Consider the following 18464-nt stretch of genomic DNA (forward strand, 5'->3'; position numbering starts at 1 on the left):
TAGCCCTAGGGGAACCTGGGGCTGGATCACCTCCTTATACGATTTAGAACTTATTTGTTCGAAGTGTCCACACAGATGATTGTTGCTTGGCCTGATGGCTAAGTGATATTGCTCTTTAAAAATTTGGAAAAGCTGAAAAATTAAATTCTGATAGATAACATAAAGTTATTTATCGAGTTTTCGAAAGAAAATGCCGATTAATCATTTCGATGATTAATTAGCGTCTACTTTAGTATTCAATATTAACTTCTGGCGAAGTTAAACTGTCTTTGACGATACAAACCATTTTGGGTTGTATGGTTAAGTGACTAAGCGTACACGGTGGATGCCTTGGCAGTTGGAGGCGATGAAGGACGTACTAACTTGCGATAAGCCTAGTCAAGCCAGTAAGAGGCGCTTGAGACTAGGATTTCCGAATGGGGAAACCCACCTGCTTGCAGGTATCGTTAACTGAATACATAGGTTAACGAGGCGAACGCGGAGAACTGAAACATCTAAGTACCCGTAGGAAAAGAAATCAACCGAGATTCCGAAAGTAGCGGCGAGCGAAATCGGAGCAGCCCTTAAGCTTTAGTGTAGTTAGTGGAACATGCTGGAAAGCATGACGAAACAGGGTGATAGTCCCGTACACAAAAACTTATCTAAAGTGAAATCGAGTAGGTCGGAGCACGTGAAACTTTGACTGAATATGGGGGGACCATCCTCCAAGGCTAAATACTCCCAACTGACCGATAGTGAACCAGTACCGTGAGGGAAAGGCGAAAAGAACCCCTGTGAGGGGAGTGAAATAGAACCTGAAACCGTGTACGTACAAGCAGTAGGAGCCTACTTGTTGGGTGACTGCGTACCTTTTGTATAATGGGTCAGCGACTTATATTCTGTAGCGAGGTTAACCGTTTAGGGGAGCCGTAGCGAAAGCGAGTCTTAACTGGGCGCTTAAGTTGCAGGGTATAGACCCGAAACCCGGTGATCTAGCCATGGGCAGGTTGAAGGTTGAGTAACATCAACTGGAGGACCGAACCCACTAACGTTGAAAAGTTAGGGGATGACCTGTGGCTAGGAGTGAAAGGCTAATCAAACCGGGAGATAGCTGGTTCTCCCCGAAATCTATTTAGGTAGAGCCTCGGACGAATACTTACGGGGGTAGAGCACTGTTAAGGCTAGGGGGTCATCCCGACTTACCAACCCTTTGCAAACTCCGAATACCGTAAAGTACTATCCGGGAGACACACGGCGGGTGCTAACGTCCGTCGTGGAGAGGGAAACAACCCAGACCGTCAGCTAAGGTCCCAAAGTGTATGTTAAGTGGGAAACGATGTGGGAAGGCTAAAACAGCTAGGAGGTTGGCTTAGAAGCAGCCACCCTTTAAAGAAAGCGTAATAGCTCACTAGTCGAGTCGGCCTGCGCGGAAGATGTAACGGGGCTAAACATACCACCGAAGCTACGGCTGCGTACGTAAGTATGCGGGGTAGGGGAGCGTTCTGTAAGTGGCTGAAGGTGTGCCGGGAGGCATGCTGGACATATCAGAAGTGCGAATGCTGACATGAGTAACGACAAGAGGAGTGAAAAACTCCTCCGCCGGAAGACCAAGGGTTCCTATCCCATGTTAATCAGGGTAGGGTGAGTCGACCCCTAAGGCGAGGCTGAAGAGCGTAGTCGATGGGAAACGGGTTAATATTCCCGTACTTGGTATGAATGCGATGGGGGGACGGAGCAGGCTAGGCAAGCATGGCGTTGGTTGTCCATGTGAAAGGCTGTAGGCTGGTGACTTAGGAAAATCCGGGTTGCTAAGGCTGAGAGTCGAGACGAGCCACTAAGGTGGTGAAGTTGTTGATGCCCTACTTCCAGGAAAAGCCTCTAAGCTTCAGTTCATACTGAATCGTACCCTAAACCGACACAGGTGGTCAGGTAGAGAATACTAAGGCGCTTGAGAGAACTCGGGTGAAGGAACTAGGCAAAATTGTACCGTAACTTCGGGAGAAGGTACGCTCTTGTTTGTGAAAGACTTGCTCTGTAAGCAAACGAGAGCCGCAGTGACCAGGTGGCTGGGACTGTTTATTAAAAACACAGCACTGTGCAAAATCGTAAGATGACGTATACGGTGTGACACCTGCCCGGTGCCGGAAGGTTAATTGATGGGGTTAGCTTAGGCGAAGCTCTTGATCGAAGCCCCGGTAAACGGCGGCCGTAACTATAACGGTCCTAAGGTAGCGAAATTCCTTGTCGGGTAAGTTCCGACCTGCACGAATGGTGTAACCATGGCCACGCTGTCTCCACCCGAGACTCAGTGAAATTGAAATCGCAGTGAAGATGCTGTGTACCCGCGGCTAGACGGAAAGACCCCGTGAACCTTTACTACAGCTTGGCACTGAACATTGACCCTACATGTGTAGGATAGGTGGGAGGCTTTGAAGCAGGAACGCTAGTTTCTGTGGAGCCGACCTTGAAATACCACCCTTGTAGTGTTGATGTTCTAACTTAGGCCCCTGAACCGGGGTTGAGGACAGTGCCTGGTGGGTAGTTTGACTGGGGCGGTCTCCTCCCAAAGAGTAACGGAGGAGCACGAAGGTTTGCTAAGTACGGTCGGACATCGTACGGTTAGTGTAATGGTAGAAGCAAGCTTAACTGCGAGACAGACACGTCGAGCAGGTACGAAAGTAGGTCATAGTGATCCGGTGGTTCTGAATGGAAGGGCCATCGCTCAACGGATAAAAGGTACTCCGGGGATAACAGGCTGATACCGCCCAAGAGTTCATATCGACGGCGGTGTTTGGCACCTCGATGTCGGCTCATCACATCCTGGGGCTGAAGTCGGTCCCAAGGGTATGGCTGTTCGCCATTTAAAGTGGTACGCGAGCTGGGTTTAGAACGTCGTGAGACAGTTCGGTCCCTATCTGCCGTGGGCGTTTGAGAATTGAGAGGGGCTGCTCCTAGTACGAGAGGACCGGAGTGGACGAACCGCTGGTGTTCGGGTTGTGATGCCAATTGCATTGCCCGGTAGCTACGTTCGGAACTGATAACCGCTGAAAGCATCTAAGCGGGAAGCAGGCCTCGAGATGAGTTCTCACTTTGACTTAGAGTCAACTGAAGGGCCGTTGAAGACTACAACGTTGATAGGCGAGATGTGGAAGTGCTGTGAGGCATTAAGCTAACTCGTACTAATTACCCGTGAGGCTTAACCATACAACGCCAAAGTGGTTTAGTGACAGAAGTTAATAGACTGAAGTAGACAAAAGAATTTAATAAGCTTTTTCCAGATTTAAGAATTAAACAAGGTGACCAACCTCAGCGGTATCGCGAAATCGGTTCACCTTGCGCAAATGGAATGCTCGTGCGAGGCACGATGTCATTAGACATTTGCACCCAGATTTCCTGATGACCATAGCGTTTTGGAACCACCTGACCCCATGCCGAACTCAGAAGTGAAACAAAACAGCGTCGATGATAGTGTGGGCTTCCCATGTGAAAGTAGAACATCGTCAGGGCCTTATTAAAGAAACCCGTTGCAGCAATGCGACGGGTTTTTTGCTGTTTGGGGCATAGAGATTTGAGATATAAAACCTCGCGAGGTAAACTCGCTCCTACCACAGCATCAGCACTGACCAGTGTGGTCGGAGGTGGTTTACCCACCGAGCTGTTGGGCTCCCCAAACAAAGAGAGTAAAACATCCTAGTTCGTAGCGAGCCAGGGCCTTATTAAAGATCGCGAGGTGAACTCGCTCCTACCACCGCATCAGTACTGAGCTGCATGGTCGGAGGTGGTTTACCCGCCGAGCTATTAGGCTTCCCAAACAAAAAGAATAAAACATCCTTCTTCGTAGCGAGCTAGGGCCTTATTAAAGATCGCGAGGTGAACTCGCTCCTACCACCACATCAGCACTGAGCAGTATGGCTGGAGACGGTTTACCCGCCGAGTATTTGAGAGCATGAGGCAGCTATATGGTTTTATGCAATAAGGGCTATAAGGAAAGGTTAATTAACGATATGATGGGTTAAAAACAGGGGCCTTAGCGTGTCATTTCATTTAATTGCACTGTTGGTAATATTTGCATTGTTTGGCACTTCAGCCACTTACTTAATTCGTTTTATGTATAGCTATTGGATTAAGAAGAGGCTTGAAGTGAAGTATATTGTTAACGCGAGTATTTGTGCGGTTTTAGTGATGGTGATCTCAGTGATCAATGAGCTTGTTCGATGACCTGAAGGCTCACTAGTTTATAGAGGTACTGCCTGACAGGTATGCGCAATACATAGTGTTTGTATTGGCATCACAGGTTCACAACTAACCGCTGGTGCTTTTTCTTTGTTATTCAGCTTTTCTTGCTCTGTAATAGCGCTAACGACAGTTTCTACATCTTGCTCATCAGTATGCTTCGTTGAATAGATCAGATATTCCCTTGGTCCACCACAGGTTAATCGTTCACCTACCCCAATTACTTTACACTGGTAGCTTGCATCACAGCCTAAATGTGCTCTTATCTCGGTGAGTGTATGCGCAGTATTAGAGCGACTTGTGGCATCGCTTGGCGTCATTTCACAGCCTGATAATGCTGCAATTAGTGTGCCGATGCAGGCGAGAGAAATAGCTAACTTCATTATTGCCTCTAGTATGTAGGACGACTATTTTCTAGTTTAACACACTTATTTTCAACGCATTGCGTTGCGGGTTCAATTAAATGCTGACAGATACTCATCATTTGATTTTGCATATTATAGGCGCGCTCTAATGTAGTAATTTGCTCCGCTAATTGTTTTACTTGTGCCTCATCTGCTGATTTAGTTGAATAAACCTGATAAGAGGAAGGGCCGCCACAGGCGCGATCGCCAACGGCAATGACTTTACACTGGGTATCGTTATCACAGCTTTTGTCGGCCACGACGTTTTCCAATGATTGTTTATGGGCTTTGATATCAGAGATGTCGAGCTTTTTACCCTCTTGTTGAATAGGTAAGCTTGCTTCTTTTGATTCTTTAATTTCAGTGTGCTTTTCGCTTACAGGTTTGGTTTCCTGCGCTTTTTGTTCAGTGGTTTCTTTTTTAGTTACCTCTTCTTGGCAGCCAAACAGCAAAAAGGTTGCGAGTAAAGTGGGGATCATCTTATTCATTATATGCTCTCCTAATGTTTGCTAATTAAACTACGCAAGTCTTTAAGGAATAGCAAGTTCTGCAGCCTGCATACACTATATGTGATTGCAGGCTGTGAACGACAGCGTTATAAACCGCCTTTGGTGAGTTTTTGCGGATCGAGTAATGATTGGAGCTCGTGTTCACTCAGATCGGTTTGCTCAGCAGCGACCTCAATAATTGGACGTCCTTCTTTGTAAGCAAGCTTGGCAATTTGTGCTGCTTTTTCATACCCGATCACAGGATTTAACGCGGTAACTAAAATCGGGTTTTTAGCGAGCGCCTTTTGAATATTCTGCTCATTCACTTTAAAGCTTGAAATAGCTTTGTCTGCAAGTAGCCTCGAGGTATTCGAGAGGATCTCAATACTTTGCAAAATATTTAATGCAATCAATGGCAGCATAACATTCAGCTCGAAATTGCCTGACTGGCCCGCAACACTAATCGTTGCGTCATTACCGATGACTTGAGCACTGGCCATTGCTGCCGCTTCTGGAATAACGGGGTTTACTTTACCTGGCATGATTGAAGAGCCGGGTTGTAGCGCCTCAAGCTCGATTTCACCTAGGCCAGCAAGCGGTCCTGAATTCATCCAGCGTAAGTCGTTAGCTATCTTCATTTGTGCTACTGCAAAGGTTTTAAGTTGGCCAGAAAGGCCCACAATCGCGTCTTGTGAACCGATGTGATAGAAAAAGTTGCTACCTTTACTGAAACGGATCCCGATGTTAGTGCTCAGGTTTTGGCTAAATAATTTTGCGAACTGTGGATCGGCATTAATACCTGTGCCTACCGCTGTTCCACCTTGACCTAACTCGTAAACCTTTTCTAAGGAATGAACAATGCCCTGACAAGCGTTATCCACCTGCGCCTGCCAGCCACTTAATGTTTGTGCAAAGGTCACCGGCATTGCATCCATCAAGTGCGTCCGGCCAGTTTTGACATGATGACCAACTTGCTCTGCTTTTTGTTCAATACTACGAGATAAGTGTTTTAGTGCTGGCAGAAGGTCATACACTGCTGTGATTGCACTACTCACGTGAATCGCTGTTGGGATCACATCGTTTGAGCTTTGGCCCATATTAACGTCATCATTAGGATGAATTGCTACGCCGCTTAATTCAGTAGCCAACGTAGCTATCACTTCGTTGGCATTCATATTGGAACTGGTACCAGAACCAGTCTGAAAGACATCTACAGGGAATTGGTCTAAGTGTTTGCCATCAATTAGCTGCTGACATGCACTCACAATTGCTTTTGCTTTATCACTTGATAGATGGCCAAGGGATTGATTGGTTTCTGCTGCAGCTTGTTTGATATAGGCCAATGCTTTGATAAAGCTAGTTGGCATTGTGATCCCGCTAATAGGAAAGTTATTTACAGCGCGCTGTGTTTGCGCCTTGTAGAGCGCATGCTCAGGAACATCTAATGTTCCCATACTATCGGATTCTTGACGAAATGTAGTCATCGTTGCTCCTAATAAAAAGGGTTAAACTGTTGGCAGGTTTGGCACGCATCTCGCTGGAGCTTCAGAAATTGCTGTGACGAAGTATGGTGCTGTTTATAAAACCGTTTTAATGCCAGCAAAGGTTTAAATAATTGATCCATGCATTGTTTACGTATGGCTGTATCAACGAGTGGATCGGCAATCTGTTCTAACAGTTCGGACAATGTATTTTTAAGATAAAGCTCTTGCAGCAGCGGGTTATTATGGCGCTCGTACCATTTCGCCATGCCTATGCCTGCCGCAATATATTCCGCAACCAAGAGTGGTGCTTCAAGTTGTGGTCGCTGGCAGTGGCGATTAAGCTTCGCACGGTAAGTCTGTAATAAAGTAGCTAGCTGCATGAATACAAAACCAAACGATGTAATGATAATGGTTATCATTACATCGTTTGTTTGGCAATTCAAGCTTTAGTATTTGCATTGCCAATCAATTTGTTTAGCATTCACCATAGCAGCCCACTATGAGTCTGAAATGAATTTAAAAAGAGTGATTGAGTTAATTATAGCCGAGGAGATATTGCTGCTCTGAATGCTCTTTCTCTTGTTCTTCGAGTTGCATTAGGTTGGCGACTTCTTGTCGGTAAGCGCGACCTTTAGTGAAGGTATTTTTACGCTTCTTCAGGACGAGTCCCTCGCTTTTAAGTTGGCTTGGCATTTGGGTGATCTCTGAAATTTTCATGCTCGCTTCTCCTCTTGGTACACTTTAAACTTAGCAGAAGTTGTACCAAAATAAATTTCTTTTCTAATTTTAATTGCTTAGTAGAAGTTTTAGCTGTTTGCCTTGCAATTGAGATAAATTCTTGCCTCAATGAGGCGCATAAACCGATCAAAATAGTGCAAACGAGATGACAAAACCTTACTCTCAAGCGTGTGAAAACAATAAACAGCCAATATTAGAAAAGCTCACTCCTTATCTAAACAAGTCTTTGGAAGTGCTAGAAATAGGCTCTGGTACGGGCCAGCATGCGGTGCACTTTGCTGCGACGTTACCACATTTAACGTGGCAGACAGCGGACCGAGAGGTCAATCACGCCGGTATTCAAGCGTGGCTTGATGATGCAGAACTTGAAAACGTTTTACCGCCACTGGCGCTAGACTTACACCATGCGTGGCCTGTTAATCAGCGTTATGATGTGATCTATACTGCTAATACTTTGCACATTGTGTCATCAACGCTCGTTGAGCGCTTAATCGCAGGAGTTGGACGACACCTTAAAGAAAGCGGCTACCTGATAGTTTATGGGCCTTTTAATTATCAAGGTGAATTTACCAGCGAGAGTAACCGAGAGTTTGATACGTATTTAAGGTCACAAGACAAAGAGAGTGGCATTCGCGATCAAGAATGGGTATTGGCGCTTGCGGCAGAGCAAGGACTTACACTACAGCAAGACTATGCGATGCCGGCTAATAATCGCTTATTGGTGTTTAAACGGTAGTTTTGCTCGACACTCGGTAAAGTAATGCTCGAGTGCGTCAGCTTCGCGCTTGGTAAAATCCTCAAGCGCTCGCTGAAAGTCAGGTTGAAATAAGCGGTGATACGATTGCCTCCACACCGGTTCAAAACCCCTCACTAACTTGTGCTCGCCTTGAGCACCTGCGTCAAAGACAGCAAGCTGATTCGCAATGGCGTACTCTATGCCTTGATAGTAACACAGCTCAAAATGCAAAAAGTCGTAACTATCCTCAATTGCGCCCCAATAGCGACCATACAAGGTATCACCATCCACAAGATATAAACTGGTGGCGATAATTTCGTGGTTTAAGTAAGCGCAGCAAAGACGAAGCTTATCTGGCATCGAGGTGATAACTTGCTGAAAAAAGTCGCGAGAGAGATAGCCGTGGTGTCGCGATCGTTTAAGGTAGGTGAGCTGGTAACTGAGAAAAAACGCATCGAGTTGTGCTGTGCTGATTTCTCTGCCAACAGTCCAACTTATGTTAATACCTTGGGCGGTCACAGCTTGGCGTTCTTTTATGACCATTTTACGCTTTCTTGATGTGAGTCGTGCGAGAAAATCATCGAACTTGGCGTAACCATGATTATGCCAATGAAATTGCACATTGCGGCGCATCGTTAAATGACTCTGAGTGAGAAAGTCGCTTTCACGACAAAAGTTAATATGGACTCCACTAATGCCCAGTTGGGCGAGGCTCGTGAGCGTAGCGTCAATATATTCAAGCAAGCAAGAAGACAGTCGTTTAGTTAATATTCTTGGCCCTTGAGTTGGCGTAAAGGGAACGCCACACAGCCATTTAGGATAGTAGTCTAATCCATGGCGCTCGTAGGCTTCAGCAAAAGCCCAATCAAAAACGTACTCGCCATAAGAGTGCGATTTAATATAACCTGGCAAAATTGCAACCAACTCGCCTTGGCGTTCAATCATTAGGTGATGCGGTATCCAGCCAGTCTCTTTACTGGTGCAGCCGCTTAACTCTAATGCAAGTAGCCAAGCGTAGCTCGTAAATACATGTGATGGTGAAACACAGTCCCACTGTGCTTCTGTCACTTCAGTTAGAGAATGAATAAACCTATGTTGGTACTCAGTCATTGTGGCCGTCAAAAAATGCGAGCAGTGCTTGCTCAAAGTTACTGTAATCAGGGTTAAAAGTGATCCGTGCAAGCGAAGCGTATTGCGTCATGCTTTTTTCGTGACGCTCGCCAAAATGGACGGTTTTACCTGTGCGGCAGTTAATAAAGGCCTGGTCTTCTAAGTGGTAACTGGTGCAGTTACGATAAGGCCCTTTGCGGCCGTAAAAAATATGTTCAGGTGGTTGCAAAATACCAATATGAGACATATCGATAATATTGTCGGCTTTCACACTCCGATACTCCACTCCTTGCTTAGTCGATAGTGTTTCCGAGTAGATAAATTGGGTCAATGTTGATTTAGGTTGCCACTTTTCTAGCAGCTTTGCCGTTGCGTGATTGTCTATGGTGGTATCGACATCGCTATAGCTGATAAACATCGGTACATCTGGCAAAGTGGTGAGTGATTTGAGTGGCGCCATAGCTTGATGGGCTAACGTTGCGCCATGCCATGGGAAAGATTCATATTTGGCGAAATCCAAATCTGCGTCTTCATCTATCCAATTGACAAATGGCACGTAATCAATCCATTTGGCTAGCCAACCGTTCTTATTATGTGGCTCCGTAGCGGGTGAGATAAGTGCAACAGAGCCTAAATTATTAGGCTTGTGCTTCGCTATGCTACTTAGCACCAAGGCAGCACCAGTGGAGTAACCAAGCACGGAAAAATGCGTAAAATCTTGGCTCGTCTGTGCGATGGCATAATCCGTGTGGGTTTGCCAATCGTCAATATCAACTTCGGTTAAATCGCTTGGTGCAGTCGCGTGGCCTGGCAGTAACATGGTTCTGACATTGTATCCTGCTTCATAGAGTGCTGCCGCAAGGTAGTGAAAAGTAAAAGGAGAATCGGTCAGACCATGGATAAGTAAAATGGCTTGATCTTTGTTGTCATGCTCAAGTGAAAATGGCGCGATTAAGTCACTTACCTTGGGGGTTGTCAGGTTGAGTAATGTTGCAATAGGCGTTATTAAGGGGCATGGCAGTGTGGCGCGGGGGTTGCGGCTTTCAATAAGTTGCTTGGTCGAACGAATATAATCGTTATAGTTTTTTATATTCCCTACATCGACTGTGACGGGGCCTTTATCGATTGCATCGCGGAATAATCCCGACTTTTTGCTCTTCGTGAATAGCGACATATCACTCACTTGGGTAACACAGTCTTGTGCGATGACCAAAGGTGAGGCAAGCAGGCTAAAAGCAAATACTGTGGAGGTAAGGTAGTGGCGCATTGTCGGTCCTTATGAGCATAAAATCACATGCAGTATAGCGAGAACAGATGACGATAAAAATGGTTAGCGGATCGGTAATATGCGTTTTGCAAAAGTTTGCTTTAGTACAATCGTTGATTCAATCCCGCTAATTACCTTACAGGCCCCCAGTTGATGTTTGGCAAATTGTTCATAGCTGGGCAAATCCTTTGCTACGATTTCCAGTAGGTAATCATAACTTCCGGAGATCACTGAACAGCTGATCACCTGATCTTCAGATTCCACGTGTTGTTCAAATAAATGCGCTGCAGTTGCGGTATTTTCACTGAGTTTTATAAATGCATAAACCAAAATACTTAGGTCAACTTGCGCTCTATCCAGTGCCGCATGATAGCCTGAAATTACTCCTGTATCTTGCAAGCGTTTTACGCGTCGAAGACAGGGAGTATCGGAAAGGTTTGCCTTTTCGGCAAGTGAGGCATTACTCAAACGTGCATTATGTTGCAAGGCGTTAAGGAGCAATTTGTCCTTGGCATCTAGATTTACCGACATAAACCAAATAAAAGAGTGATTCTTGCTAATCAGTATTAAACTTTTAGAGAAAATTGGCAAATTATGCTCGTGGTGATTTGCTAGCCTTAACTGTGGAATAATCACGAGAAGTAATCATGAGTCCATTAGCCGTACAATTTGACGCTTGGATTAGAGGTCCGTTTGTTGACCTTAACGACAAGCTTGAACATCTTTATTGGCAGCAACAGGATAAAGCAAATGTTGAAGGCGTTGGTGAAACGCTAAAAGCACAGTTATTAGAAGAAGGTAATCAACTGATCCAAGCCTTGCTAGAAGAAGGCAATACCGACGAAGGCTTTGAGCAAGCATTCGACTTACTCGGTAACGTTGGTCTATTTATGGCTGCATGCAGACGCCACGAAATTACCGAGCCAAGCCGTGAAAAGGTGTCTCCACTAACGCAAGCATCGGCACTAGCCATGCATATTGGTGCCTCTTTGGGGGTTACGCCGCGCTTCGCAACGGCTCATCTCACCACACATAACCGCGCAATCAACGGCGTGTATAAGCGCTTTACTTCTCATCCGGCAGAGCGCTTATTCATCGACTACAATACGCAGGCCATTCTTGCCTATAAACGTGCGTCTGAATCGTTAATGAAAGTGCATCATTTGGGAATTTCTCATCCCATGTCATTGGTGCTACTCAAACAAGTTAAGCAAGCGCTGCTTGAGGTGATAGAGTCTAATCGAGAGTTATTTAAGGAGCTAGATACCGAGGCATTCTTTTACGTTGTACGACCCTATTACAAACCTTACCGAGTTGGTAAAGAGGTCTATCGTGGTGCAAACGCTGGAGATTTTGCGGGTATCAATGTTATCGATATGATGTTGGGGTTATGCCCAGCTAATGATATTAGCTATGGTCAAATGCTGGTGGAAAAATTCCTCTATATGATGCCAGAAGACCAAGCAACCTTGCGGGAATGCATGCGCACGCCTAATTTAATGGATGCGTTTCTGAGTGCATTGAAAGGGCCGAAAAGTGATTGGTTTGGCCCCGCCTGTAGTTTGTTTGTACAAGTGTGTAAGCTGCATGGAGATACGGCCATACAACATCACAATCAACTCGTCGAAAAGTATATCGCCAAACCTTCGCAAGCAATGCAGCAACAGCACTTAAGCAAAGTGACCGCCAGTGGTCCACCGATTGAAGTCTTACTCAAAGAACTCGCAGACTTAAGAGATAGGCGAGCCGCTGCCGAGCGCGATGATATCTTTACTCGGCATCACGACTTAAAACGATTACGCCAAGCAATAGGGATTAAGCATGAAGCAATATAAGGATGATTTTCACCTGTCTACGGGTCCCTATTTATTGAGTCATTCTGTTGGTTGTATGTTGAAATCTGCAGCGGAAGATTTTCATCAGCAATTTATGGTGCCGTGGCAACTACAAAACCAGGAGCCTTGGCAGCAGTGGCTAAGCGGTATTGATCGTTTTACTTCGTCCTTAGCCTCCCTATTACACACTGATCCTCGCTTGTTTTGTCCGCAAGCAAATCTTTCCAGTGGTTTAACGAAGTGGGCGATGAGTTTACCCGAAAGTGGCATTCGCAAAGTGCGCGTGTTAATGAGTGAGCAAGACTTCCCCAGCATGGGGTTTGCGTTACAAAACGCGCTGGACAATATTGAGATTGTTTATATTCCCGAAGCGATGAATATGCACGACCTTAGCGTGTGGCAGCAATATATTGACGAGCAAATTGACTGGGTATTTGTCAGTCATGTTTATTCGAATAGCGGTCAGCAAGCCCCTGTCGCCGACATCATTGGCCTTGCTAACCAATACGGCTGTAGAAGCATTATTGATATCGCTCAGTCACTTAGTGTATTACCAATAAATTTAAGCGAATGGGGCGCGGATTGCGTTATAGGCTCTTGTGTGAAATGGAGCTGCGGTGGCCCTGGCGCCGGTTTTATCTGGGTGAATGAGGATGTTTTGCCTTATTGCGAACCAAAAGACGTTGGCTGGTTTTCACATCAAAATCCATTCGAGTTTGATATTCATCATTTTGCGCTGAGTGAAAGTGCGCTGCGTTTTTGGGGCGGTACACCAAGTGTGGCACCTTATATCTATGCGGGGCATAGCCTTGGCTATTTTGCTGAGCTCGGGGTTGAGCAAGTAAGAGCGTACAACTTTGCTTTGTTGTCTGAGTTACAAGCGGCATTACCTGAATTTTATCGCTCTCCTACAGCACAGAGTGCTTGCTCTGGGACCGCTATTTTGCATTTTGGCTCGCGGCATGAGGCAGTGATGGAGCAGCTTAAGCGTGCAGGCATTGCTGTGGATAATCGTCGCTACGGTATTCGCGTCTCACCACATATTTACAATAGTCAGGAGGACATTGCGCGGTTGGTGCAGGTTATAAACGAAAGCTAGCTTCCTAATCCTAGTGCTTTTTTGGTCTTCTTCTTCACCGAGCGCCAATGTGTCATTGGCTGCTTGGGCGCGTGCGCTATCAATGCGTTAAAATCAATTTCTTCAGCAAGTACCTCTCCTTGGTGTGCCAAAATCACGGAGTGGGGTTTTAGTGCCTTTACTTTGGCAAGAGATTGGCGATACAAGCGTGGATAGAATACCGGAAAAGGCGCAACAAATTGTCCTTTCACTTTTACCGTCAAATCCGCCACATAGATGCGCTTACTGGGGAGATGATACAAACTCAAATCTCTATCCGTATGACCGGGTGTGTGTATCGCTTGCCATTCGTTAAAGTAGGGTAAGCTATCACCATCAGCTAGGAAAAAATCTGGTGATAATTGTCTTGGATACCAAAGGTTACGTTTGGCCTTGCGCTTTCGCCCAGCAACCCAAAGTGCCAGCGCCATATCGGAGAGATGCATCATGACACCATCAATACCTCGATACCACTGACTGGGGGCATTTGCGGTCGCAATCTTTGCGCCCGTGAGTTTTTTGAGTTTGTGCGCGCCACCGGCATGATCTGGGTGCATATGCGTGACCACAATCAGCTTTAGTGCGCTTAATGGTTTTTGCAATTGCAGGATGTAGTTGCAGACCAACTCAACATCGGCACGACAGCAACCATCGAGTAATAGCAGATCCGTTTCGTGCTCGACCAGATAAATATGTTGAATATAACCTTCTAAGACATGGATTTTCATTCGTCACACTCATTTCCCCAATCAGATCTCAACATAGCATAGGATAAAGACATCTGACCAGTTGTGTATGGCAGTGATAAATCGCAGACATAAAAAAACCGCAATTAAGCGGTTTTCTTATAAGTGATGGCGGAGAAGGAGGGATTCGAACCCTCGATAGGGCTACAAACCCTATACTCCCTTAGCAGGGGAGCGCCTTCAGCCACTCGGCCACCTCTCCGACGCAATACTTTAAAAATGGCGGAGAGATAGGGATTTGAACCCTAGATACGCTATTAACGTATGCCGGTTTTCAAGACCGGTGCTTTCAACCACTCAGCCATCTCTCCATGGGCAAAGATAATACTTAGCGATTTAGGCGCTGTAAACCGTTTTTAAACTGTTTGCTTAAAAAACGTTCTAAAAGTGAGGTTTTTTTTAAAATTGTGCTAGAAATTAGCGGTTTGTCGAAGAGGTTTTGTACAAAAGTGCTGGTTGAATAGGTGCTTTTATGGTCTATTGAAACAAATGCTGACGAGAGCATGGCGGGTTGGGGCGCCATGCTCTGTGCAGACTTACTTATACATAATCACGTCTTTTAACGCTAAGTGTTGACCACATACTGCCAACCACTTCGTCCAATTGATACGACGTTGTTTAGTTGGTTGTGTTTGGTTAAACGTGTTTTGTGATGGGCTGCAAGGTGCAGCTGAATTAAGCATGTCTGGCTCCTAATAAGTTATGATTGAAAACGAGGTTATTTTGCCCGCAATTTGTTTAAATTTAAAACGATAAAAATTGATGTTTTCGGATAAAAATAACTAATGAATTAATGCTTTATTCATTTTTGTTTTAATGGCTTTTTTGAATGGTTATGCATAATTGTGATTGTCTTAACTAGGCTTTACCCCCAGTTATTATAAGTGTTTGTGGTTTTTGCTTTTTATTTTGGGTTTTAGTTTTGGTTTTTTATTCATATAAGTTGAGTTTTTGTATTTAAGGGGTTTTATGCTGGTGGTAGTCAACCCTTTAGCGGGTGCTGAGGGGAAAGCGCAAATTGCATGGTTAAAGCAACAATTAAAACAACAGCAGTTGACAGCAACTTGGTTTAATACCACTGGAAACTTTGTCGCAGATAGGGAGGCAATTGCTCAAGCCGCGACGGCGGGAGCTAGCGTGGTGGTGATTGGGGGAGATGGCACTTTGCACCTAGTCGCCAATGCCATTGCTGAACGGGATAACACGCTTGCGCTGCTGCCAGCGGGTACTGGCAACGATTTTGCTCGGCAGTTTAATTATTCCAAAGTACAGTGGCGAGCAGCTGTATTTTCAGACAAGTTTACAAGTATTGATTTGGGTAAAGTGGACGGACGCTGGTTTGTCAATGTTGCTGGGATTGGCTTTAACGCGCATGTGATGAATAACCTAGGACAAACCAAACGTTTGGGAAAGTTGAGCTATACCTATGCGGGACTAATGTCGCTGTTTACTGCCAAGCTCATTCGCTATCGCAGCAAAAAATGGCCTGAGCAGGGTATGATGTTGTTACTTGCGAATGGCAAACACTTTGGGGCAGGGTTAACTCCCGCCCCAATGGCTTGTCTTGATGACGGTCAGTTAGAGCTGCTGTGGTTTACGCCGCAAACGCATTGGCAGCGAGTGATATTATTTGTCAATATGCTGCTGAAACGTCATATGGGCACGAGAAATGTGCATCACAGCCGCATTACTGAGCTTTTTATCGCACAAGAGGGGTATGACATTGAGGCGGATGGTGAGATTGTTGGGTGCACGCCTGCAACGATAACCTGTCGCCGCCGGGCGCTGTGCATAAAAAAAGCGCCATTATAAAATGGCGCTGGAAAGTAAGAAGCTAAAGCATTGGTAAGACTTCAACTTCTAACTGGGGACCGAATGGACAGCCAAGCGTAGATGCGATCTAAAGGTGTGAGTACAATCGCATTACCTAGGATGACCAAAATAAACCCAATAAAGGTGTTTTGCTGCCACTCAAAGCCTTCAAATAAGGTACTCAATGCCACGGCAACAAAAGGAAATAACACTATCAAATAACTCGCTTTCTCAGGCCCAATATTCTTGAGTAGTGAGAAATAACAACCAAAGGCAATAACGGTGCCAAACACGCTGAGGTAAATCAGAGACCACCAATATGATGCCGGCGCTTGGTTGATAAACTGATGTTCACTCAAGGCGACATAGGTTGCTAACATGACAGCGCTGTAAAGCATGCCCCAAGCATTTCCCGCCATAACATCAATTTGCTGATTGGAATTGCGTACGCTCACCATATTTCCGAGTGATGCGACCACTGTTCCTAATAAAGCTAATGATAATCCCAAGAAGGCCTCGCTTTGCAAATCAAATGCGACCAAATCGTGCCAAAACAAGCTGACTATCCCAAGCGTGCCCAATGACGCACCAAAGTAAATTCGTTTTGCAATAGGTTTGGCAAAAAATAACTTAGTATTGACAATGTTAACGACCAATAATAATGAAAACGCAATTGATGCCATCGCTGACGTTAGATGTGCCTGAGCCCAATATAAGAAGAGATAGTTGGCACCAAAATTACATAGCGCTAAGAGGATAAAAAAGCCGTGATCTTGGCGGGAAAAGCGCATTGGCACACGCTTATAGATAACAAATGCCCACATACAAATCGCGGCGAGACCAAAGCGGTAAAACAGTGACACAAACTCGTTGATACTGCCAAGTTGATATTCAATGGCAAGCCATGTTGATCCCCAAATCAACACAGTGATGGCATAAAGAAATAGATTTTTCATGATCGGCTCTAGATTTAAACAGCAGTGGAAGTCTGTAGTTTACGCTGTTATTCTGTATAAGCTATATACAGAGTTTGCTAATTTATACCTATACAGATTATTGCTTATGAGTACCGTTATTCAACGCCAACATTCCGCCTTTCTCTATCAGCAGGTGATCCAAATGATCTTGTCGATGGCAGAACAAGAGTCCATTTTACCGGGCGAAAAGCTTCCTTCATTGCGTGTTATGGCGCAAAACTTAAATGTCAGTATTCCAACGGTAAAGCAGGCCTATCAAGCACTTGAAGACCAAGGAAAAGTGGTTGCCAAAGAAAAGTCAGGCTACTTTTTATGCCAAAGAGCTTCGCACAACGACTCGCCAAAGCGTGCGAGATTACCCGCCAAACCCGTAGTGGTTAACAAGCAGGCGTTGATTGAACAAGTCTATAATGGGATCCATCAGCCACATGCAATCCCTTTAGGTATCGCTAACCCCATTGCCATCGCTGGTACTGAGCAAGTACTTGCCAAAATTATGCGCCGTGTAATGAAAGAAGCTGGGAATGAGCTCATCAATTATGGTCCTATGGATGGTTTAGATAGCTTAAAAAAGCAAATCGTGCGGCGTTATTTGGATATGGGCTTAGCAATAGACATGGATGAAGTGGTGATCACCAATGGCGCGCAAGAAGCATTAGCGATTGCGTTACAAGCGGTAACTAAGCCTGGAGACGTGATAGCGATTGAATCTCCTTGTTATTTTGGCATTGTTGAACTGGCTGAAAACTTGGGACTAAAGGCCATCGAAATCCCTGTTTGTCCGGATGACGGCATTTGGCTGAGCGACCTTGAGCGTGCGCTTGAAAAACATGATATTCGAGCTTGCGTGTTTTCTACCAGTATTAGTAATCCGCTCGGTAGTTTTATGCCAGATACGAGACGTGCGCAGCTGGTGGCACTATTAGAGCAACGTGGCGTGGTGTTGATAGAAGACGATGTGTATGGCGATTTATATTTTACCGAGCAGCGTGGCATACCAGCACAAGCATTTAGTCAAAAGGGCTTAGTGATCACATGTGCCTCATTCTCAAAAACCGCTGCACCTAGCTATCGAGTGGGCTGGATGGTTGCCAGTCAATTTAGTGCAAAAGCAAAGCGCATAAAACGTGCGTTGAGCTGCTCGTCATCTTTAATGAATCAATGGGCTCTGGCGGACTTTCTCAGCTCAGGGGGTTATGAGCGCCATTTAAAGTTGGTTCGTAAACGGTTAATTGAGAATCGAGATCGCATGATCCAAGCGGTGAATGCCGCATTTGGTAGTGAGGTAAGAGTCAGCCGCCCGCAAGGTGGTTGTGTGCTGTGGCTAGACTTAGGTAAGCATGTTGACGGAGCCTTGCTGTTCCAAAGAGCTTTGGTGTGTGGGATCAGTATTACGCCTGGTACGCTATTTAGTGCCAGCAAAAAATATCAAAATTGTATACGTATCAGTTATGGCTTGCCTTGGGGGAATTCGGTAGAGCAAGCGATTAAAACCCTGGGTGAGTTGGCCGATGCACAAAGAAAAGGGTTGGCATAAC

Annotated in this window: 17 protein-coding genes, 2 tRNA genes and 3 rRNA genes (1 of these 22 cut by a window edge); 9 read left to right on the top strand and 13 right to left on the bottom strand. The window is 45.4% G+C overall.

The window, feature by feature from the left end; genetic code table 11:
• The 4 genes from CWC29_RS16955 to CWC29_RS16970 all read left to right on the top strand — a co-directional run.
• A 16S ribosomal RNA gene (locus CWC29_RS16955) occupies positions 1-37 on the top strand (it extends 1496 nt beyond the left edge of the window).
• Positions 38-298: 261 nt separating this feature from the next.
• Positions 299-3183: ribosomal RNA gene (locus CWC29_RS16960) — 23S ribosomal RNA — on the top strand.
• A 188-nt stretch (positions 3184-3371) separates the two neighbouring features.
• Positions 3372-3485 (top strand): 5S ribosomal RNA (rrf, locus tag CWC29_RS16965).
• The 16S, 23S and 5S rRNA genes sit together here, the layout of an rRNA operon.
• A gap of 526 nt (positions 3486-4011) precedes the next feature.
• Positions 4012-4197: a hypothetical protein gene (locus CWC29_RS16970; RefSeq protein WP_128725308.1), complete on the top strand. Its 186-nt coding sequence runs from the start codon at positions 4012-4014 to the stop codon at positions 4195-4197.
• A gap of 17 nt (positions 4198-4214) precedes the next feature.
• Here the strand turns inward: CWC29_RS16970 and CWC29_RS16975 are convergent, their stop codons facing one another.
• From CWC29_RS16975 to CWC29_RS16995, 5 genes are all read right to left on the bottom strand, one after another.
• Positions 4215-4595, bottom strand: coding sequence for a hypothetical protein (locus CWC29_RS16975; protein WP_128725307.1), 381 nt, complete (start codon positions 4593-4595; stop codon positions 4215-4217).
• An 8-nt stretch (positions 4596-4603) separates the two neighbouring features.
• Complete coding sequence (locus tag CWC29_RS16980) at positions 4604-5104, bottom strand: hypothetical protein (RefSeq protein ID WP_138524882.1); 501 nt, start codon at positions 5102-5104, stop codon at positions 4604-4606.
• Positions 5105-5211: 107 nt separating this feature from the next.
• Positions 5212-6588: a class II fumarate hydratase gene (locus CWC29_RS16985; protein WP_138524884.1), complete on the bottom strand. Its 1377-nt coding sequence runs from the start codon at positions 6586-6588 to the stop codon at positions 5212-5214.
• An 8-nt stretch (positions 6589-6596) separates the two neighbouring features.
• The gene (locus CWC29_RS16990; RefSeq protein WP_128725304.1) at positions 6597-7007 is read right to left on the bottom strand and encodes a hypothetical protein; all 411 of its coding nucleotides are present in this window, start codon (positions 7005-7007) and stop codon (positions 6597-6599) included.
• Positions 7008-7122: 115 nt separating this feature from the next.
• Entirely contained in the window at positions 7123-7305 is a 183-nt protein-coding gene (locus tag CWC29_RS16995; RefSeq protein ID WP_128725303.1) for a hypothetical protein, read from the bottom strand.
• A 166-nt stretch (positions 7306-7471) separates the two neighbouring features.
• On the opposite strand from CWC29_RS16995, the gene CWC29_RS17000 reads away from it, so the two are divergent.
• Positions 7472-8062: a DUF938 domain-containing protein gene (locus CWC29_RS17000; RefSeq protein ID WP_138524886.1), complete on the top strand. Its 591-nt coding sequence runs from the start codon at positions 7472-7474 to the stop codon at positions 8060-8062.
• On the opposite strand, the gene CWC29_RS17005 is transcribed toward CWC29_RS17000, so the two are convergent.
• From CWC29_RS17005 to CWC29_RS17015, 3 genes are all read right to left on the bottom strand, one after another.
• Positions 8042-9172 carry a GNAT family N-acetyltransferase gene (locus tag CWC29_RS17005; protein WP_138524888.1) on the bottom strand — a complete coding sequence of 377 codons (1131 nt, stop codon included), beginning with the start codon at positions 9170-9172 and terminating at the stop codon, positions 8042-8044. The two genes, CWC29_RS17000 and CWC29_RS17005, sit on opposite strands and share 21 nt — an antisense overlap.
• Entirely contained in the window at positions 9165-10439 is a 1275-nt protein-coding gene (locus CWC29_RS17010) for an alpha/beta hydrolase (protein WP_138524890.1), read from the bottom strand. Before CWC29_RS17010 ends, CWC29_RS17005 begins: the two co-directional genes overlap by 8 nt.
• Before the next feature lie 63 nt (positions 10440-10502).
• A complete protein-coding gene (locus CWC29_RS17015; protein ID WP_128725299.1) occupies positions 10503-10970 on the bottom strand; it encodes an Lrp/AsnC family transcriptional regulator in 468 nt (155 codons plus the stop codon).
• Positions 10971-11086: 116 nt separating this feature from the next.
• Between CWC29_RS17015 and CWC29_RS17020 the strand changes: the two genes are divergently transcribed.
• Both CWC29_RS17020 and CWC29_RS17025 read left to right on the top strand, forming a co-directional pair.
• Positions 11087-12274 carry a PrnB family protein gene (locus CWC29_RS17020; RefSeq protein WP_128725298.1) on the top strand — a complete coding sequence of 396 codons (1188 nt, stop codon included), beginning with the start codon at positions 11087-11089 and terminating at the stop codon, positions 12272-12274.
• Entirely contained in the window at positions 12261-13373 is a 1113-nt protein-coding gene (locus CWC29_RS17025; protein ID WP_138524892.1) for an aminotransferase class V-fold PLP-dependent enzyme, read from the top strand. Before CWC29_RS17020 ends, CWC29_RS17025 begins: the two co-directional genes overlap by 14 nt.
• Here CWC29_RS17025 and CWC29_RS17030 read toward each other — a convergent pair.
• The 4 genes from CWC29_RS17030 to CWC29_RS17045 form a co-directional block, all read right to left on the bottom strand.
• Positions 13370-14119, bottom strand: a complete 750-nt coding sequence (locus tag CWC29_RS17030) for an MBL fold metallo-hydrolase (RefSeq protein WP_128725296.1) — start codon at positions 14117-14119, stop codon at positions 13370-13372. The genes CWC29_RS17025 and CWC29_RS17030 overlap by 4 nt on opposite strands.
• A gap of 127 nt (positions 14120-14246) precedes the next feature.
• A tRNA-Ser gene (locus CWC29_RS17035) sits at positions 14247-14339 on the bottom strand.
• 18 nt (positions 14340-14357) lie between these two features.
• Positions 14358-14448, bottom strand: a tRNA-Ser gene (locus tag CWC29_RS17040).
• A gap of 225 nt (positions 14449-14673) precedes the next feature.
• The gene (locus tag CWC29_RS17045; protein ID WP_017219379.1) at positions 14674-14820 is read right to left on the bottom strand and encodes a hypothetical protein; all 147 of its coding nucleotides are present in this window, start codon (positions 14818-14820) and stop codon (positions 14674-14676) included.
• A 286-nt stretch (positions 14821-15106) separates the two neighbouring features.
• Between CWC29_RS17045 and CWC29_RS17050 the strand changes: the two genes are divergently transcribed.
• Positions 15107-15949 (top strand): diacylglycerol/lipid kinase family protein, encoded by an 843-nt coding sequence (locus CWC29_RS17050; RefSeq protein WP_128725295.1) that lies wholly within the window; start codon positions 15107-15109, stop codon positions 15947-15949.
• A gap of 41 nt (positions 15950-15990) precedes the next feature.
• On the opposite strand, the gene CWC29_RS17055 is transcribed toward CWC29_RS17050, so the two are convergent.
• Complete coding sequence (locus CWC29_RS17055; RefSeq protein WP_138523358.1) at positions 15991-16905, bottom strand: DMT family transporter; 915 nt, start codon at positions 16903-16905, stop codon at positions 15991-15993.
• Here CWC29_RS17055 and CWC29_RS17060 point away from each other — a divergent pair.
• The gene (locus CWC29_RS17060) at positions 16904-18463 is read left to right on the top strand and encodes an aminotransferase-like domain-containing protein (RefSeq protein WP_138523356.1); all 1560 of its coding nucleotides are present in this window, start codon (positions 16904-16906) and stop codon (positions 18461-18463) included. The two genes, CWC29_RS17055 and CWC29_RS17060, sit on opposite strands and share 2 nt — an antisense overlap.
• The last annotated feature ends 1 nt before the right edge of the window (position 18464 follow it).

It is taken from the genome of Pseudoalteromonas galatheae (genome assembly GCF_005886105.2).
GTDB lineage: Bacteria > Pseudomonadota > Gammaproteobacteria > Enterobacterales > Alteromonadaceae > Pseudoalteromonas > Pseudoalteromonas galatheae.

Excerpts from the sequence above, each read along its gene's own strand:
- CWC29_RS16975 (WP_128725307.1), bottom strand. The coding sequence starts at position 4,595 with ATGAAGTTAGCTATTTCTCTCGCCTGCATCGGCACACTAATTGCAGCA.
- CWC29_RS16980 (WP_138524882.1), bottom strand. The coding sequence starts at position 5,104 with ATGAATAAGATGATCCCCACTTTACTCGCAACCTTTTTGCTGTTTGGC.
- CWC29_RS16985 (WP_138524884.1), bottom strand. The coding sequence starts at position 6,588 with ATGACTACATTTCGTCAAGAATCCGATAGTATGGGAACATTAGATGTT.
- CWC29_RS16990 (WP_128725304.1), bottom strand. The coding sequence starts at position 7,007 with ATGATAACCATTATCATTACATCGTTTGGTTTTGTATTCATGCAGCTA.
- CWC29_RS16995 (WP_128725303.1), bottom strand. The coding sequence starts at position 7,305 with ATGAAAATTTCAGAGATCACCCAAATGCCAAGCCAACTTAAAAGCGAG.
- CWC29_RS17000 (WP_138524886.1), top strand. The coding sequence starts at position 7,472 with ATGACAAAACCTTACTCTCAAGCGTGTGAAAACAATAAACAGCCAATA.
- CWC29_RS17005 (WP_138524888.1), bottom strand. The coding sequence starts at position 9,172 with ATGACTGAGTACCAACATAGGTTTATTCATTCTCTAACTGAAGTGACA.
- CWC29_RS17010 (WP_138524890.1), bottom strand. The coding sequence starts at position 10,439 with ATGCGCCACTACCTTACCTCCACAGTATTTGCTTTTAGCCTGCTTGCC.
- CWC29_RS17015 (WP_128725299.1), bottom strand. The coding sequence starts at position 10,970 with ATGTCGGTAAATCTAGATGCCAAGGACAAATTGCTCCTTAACGCCTTG.
- CWC29_RS17020 (WP_128725298.1), top strand. The coding sequence starts at position 11,087 with ATGAGTCCATTAGCCGTACAATTTGACGCTTGGATTAGAGGTCCGTTT.
- CWC29_RS17025 (WP_138524892.1), top strand. The coding sequence starts at position 12,261 with ATGAAGCAATATAAGGATGATTTTCACCTGTCTACGGGTCCCTATTTA.
- CWC29_RS17030 (WP_128725296.1), bottom strand. The coding sequence starts at position 14,119 with ATGAAAATCCATGTCTTAGAAGGTTATATTCAACATATTTATCTGGTC.
- CWC29_RS17045 (WP_017219379.1), bottom strand. The coding sequence starts at position 14,820 with ATGCTTAATTCAGCTGCACCTTGCAGCCCATCACAAAACACGTTTAAC.
- CWC29_RS17050 (WP_128725295.1), top strand. The coding sequence starts at position 15,107 with ATGCTGGTGGTAGTCAACCCTTTAGCGGGTGCTGAGGGGAAAGCGCAA.
- CWC29_RS17060 (WP_138523356.1), top strand. The coding sequence starts at position 16,904 with ATGATCGGCTCTAGATTTAAACAGCAGTGGAAGTCTGTAGTTTACGCT.
- CWC29_RS17055 (WP_138523358.1), bottom strand. The coding sequence starts at position 16,905 with ATGAAAAATCTATTTCTTTATGCCATCACTGTGTTGATTTGGGGATCA.